The 3,010-nt window shown below is 61.6% G+C and carries 3 protein-coding genes and 1 pseudogene; 2 read left to right on the forward strand and 2 right to left on the reverse strand.

Annotated elements, in window-relative coordinates; genetic code table 11:
• Positions 1-574: DUF2242 domain-containing protein (locus tag ACO1XS_RS00030; protein WP_486389772.1), on the forward strand; the 574-nt coding region annotated here is incomplete at its 5' end.
• A gap of 164 nt (positions 575-738) precedes the next feature.
• Positions 739-1,881 (forward strand): annotated as a pseudogene (locus tag ACO1XS_RS00035) (cysteine desulfurase family protein); the annotation flags it as partial.
• 78 nt (positions 1,882-1,959) lie between these two features.
• On the opposite strand, the gene ACO1XS_RS00040 reads toward ACO1XS_RS00035, so the two are convergent.
• Together ACO1XS_RS00040 and ACO1XS_RS00045 are read right to left on the reverse strand one after the other, a co-directional pair.
• Positions 1,960-2,151 (reverse strand): DUF805 domain-containing protein, encoded by a 192-nt coding sequence (locus ACO1XS_RS00040; protein WP_331571680.1) that lies wholly within the window; start codon positions 2,149-2,151, stop codon positions 1,960-1,962.
• A 70-nt stretch (positions 2,152-2,221) separates the two neighbouring features.
• Positions 2,222-3,010 (reverse strand): phosphomannomutase/phosphoglucomutase (locus ACO1XS_RS00045; protein WP_486389773.1); only part of this gene is annotated, 789 nt, incomplete at its 5' end.

Here is a 3,010-nt window from a genome sequence, read left to right on the forward strand (position 1 = left end):
CGCCTGCGAGGCCGCGCGGCGTGCGCTGCTGAGCCAGGGTTATCTGACTACGACGACCCGCTCGGACACGATCGACGCGAGCAAGGATTTCCAGCCGAGCGGCGACAAGCACATCACCGTCGAATTCCATGTCGTTTGTACGGCGGGCGATGATGCCGAGAATTCGAGCCTCGTCTACGCGAACGCCGTGCAAAGCGGCTTTGCGCTGAAAAAGAGCGACACCTCGGCAAGCGTGGGGTTGAGCATTTTCGGTTCGCTTTCGCTGCCGATTCGCTCCAACAGCGATGCGATGGTGAAGGTATCGAGCGAAACCATTCAGTCGCAGAAGTTTTACGAGCGCTTCTTCGATTACGTCGATCAATACCTGCGTACCGTGGTGAAGGCCGTGCCCGTGCCGCAGCCTTCGAAGATCAAAGCGAGCGAGTTGCCGGCCTCCCCGCCGGCGGCACCGGCGGCACCATTGGCACCACTGACACCTTCGACAGCTTCGGCCCCCTCGGCCGCATCGACATCCGCGCCCGCCGATACGGCAAAGAGCGGTCTCGCGTCGCAGCCGGCACCCACGGCGCCTTAGGCCGAGAGCGCACGGCATCGTCGACGGGTAAAAAACCGTTCTACCAATTCCAGATTCGCTAGAAATTCATACCAAAAACAAAGCGAAACGCAGTTTATATTGGAAGCACTTTTTAGGGCACTGCGCGTACGATCGCTTCGTTCATGAAGAGCGGAGAGAAGAAGATGAGCGACGCAGGCCATTTGCGCTATTTCGATTACGCCGCCACGACGCCGGCCGATCCGAAGGTCATCGAATCCATGTTCGGATGCCTCGGCATGTCGGGAGCGTTCGGCAACCCGGCGTCGAGTTCCCATGCGGCCGGTCAGCGCGCCCGCCAATTGGTCGAGCGTGGTCGCCAACAAGTCGCGGCGCTGATCGGCGCTTCCGCCGACGAAATCGTCTGGACTTCCGGCGCAACCGAGTCGAACAATCTCGCCCTGAAAGGCTATGCCGATACCGCCTCGGCGCGACGGCATCTGATCACGAGCCAGCTCGAACACAAAGCCGTGCTCGATACGATGGCGAGCCTCGAAAAGCGCGGCCTGCCGGTCAGTTATCTGCGCCCATCCGAAAACGGCGAGATCACGGTCCAGACGGTAGCCGCCGCGTTGCGCGAGGACACCGGCCTCGTGTCGCTGATGCTCGTCAACAACGAGCTCGGCACGTTGACCGACATCGCCGCAATCTCACAGGTGGTACATGAGGCCGGCGCGCTGCTGCATGTCGATGCGGCGCAAGCGCTCGGCAAAACGCCTATCGATGTGCGGGCGCTCGGCATCGATCTGATGTCGATGTCGGCGCACAAGGTCTACGGCCCCAAAGGAATCGGCGCGCTCTATGTCAGCCGCGAGGTATGCGAGCGCATCGCACCGCAAATGCATGGCGGGGGCCACGAGCGCGGCCTGCGTTCGGGCACGCTTCCCACGCACCAGATCGTTGGAATGGGCACCGCGTGCGAGATCGCGCAGGATCAGATGCAAGGCGACAGCGAGCGGATCGCGAGATTGAGCGCGCGGTTGCTCGAACGGGTACTTCGACTCGAAGGCGTCACGCACAATGCCGGCGCAGCGCGGCGCATTCCCCATACGCTGAGCCTCACCATCGATCTGCCAGGCTTTTTCACGTTCATGCTGCCCGGCGATCTGGCCGTCTCATCGACTTCGGCCTGCAATTCCGCAGCCGGCACGCCGTCGCATGTACTGACCGCGATCGGACTCGGGCAGGATGCCGCCAGTCGAACGATTCGAATCAGCATCGGGCGGTACACGACCGAGGACGATGTCGACTATGCGGCGGGCTGCTTCGAGCAGGTCGTGAGCGAATGCGCTCAGGAATGCCGGCGCTGACGCGTCAGCTTTCCTGCGAGCGTATGCGCTGCACTACCGAGCTATCGAGCTACCGAACTATCGATCGGCCCGATTGAGTGCGGGCCACTGTGCGAACGCGAAGACCCACAGCATGACGATGTTGACGATCGGCACGAACATCGTCAGGAACCACCAGCCCGAGTACCCCGCCCGGCGGATGATTCTGATGTACGGATAGAGCATCGCGACCAGAACGACGATGACGAACAGCCAGTGCCCGGAATTCATTGGATGCATTTTTTTCTCCAGTAAGGCCCGTCCGCGCCGCCCCGGCACCCCACCGGGGCAGCGCGATCGCTTAGAACGGCAGCTTTGCGTCCGGCTTGGCGGCCAGAATCACGCGCCGGAAATCGTCCTGGATCCGCGCGAGCGCATCGGCACTGTCGGCCTCGAAGCGCAGGACCACGACAGGCGTCGTATTCGACGAACGCGCAAGCCCGAAACCATCGGGGTATTCGACGCGCAATCCATCGATGGTAATGACTTCGTCCGCTCCCTGAAAGCGCGCCTCTTTCTGCAAACGCCCGATCAGCGCAAAGTTCTCGCCCTCGTCGAGCTTCAATTGCAACTCGGGCGTCGACAGTGAATTCGGCAGATCGTTGAGTACCTTGCTCGGATCGCTCACGCGCGCCAGCAGCTCGAGCAAGCGAGCGCCCGTGTACAGACCATCGTCGAAACCGTACCAGCGATCCTTGAAGAACACGTGCCCGCTCATTTCACCGGCGATCGGCGCGCCCGTCTCGCGCAGCTTCGCCTTCACGAGCGAATGGCCCGTCTTCCACATGACCGGCTCGCCGCCATGCTGGCGCACCCAGGTAGCAAGATTGCGCGTGCACTTGACGTCGTAAATGACCTGCGCACCGGGGTTGCGCGACAAGATTTCCTGCGCGAAGAGCATCAGTTGGCGGTCCGGATAGATGATCTGGCCATCCTTCGTGACCACACCGAGACGGTCGCCGTCGCCATCGAATGCGAAGCCGATTTCAGCATCCGTTTCCTTCAGTGCCCGGATCACATCCTGCAAGTTTTCCGGATGCGCGGGATCGGGATGATGGTTGGGGAAATTGCCGTCGATATCGGTGAAGAG

Source organism: Trinickia sp. (assembly GCF_057351765.1).

Coding starts and splice junctions, on each gene's coding strand:
- ACO1XS_RS00040 (WP_331571680.1), bottom strand. CDS start 2,151: ATGAATTCCGGGCACTGGCTGTTCGTCATCGTCGTTCTGGTCGCGATG.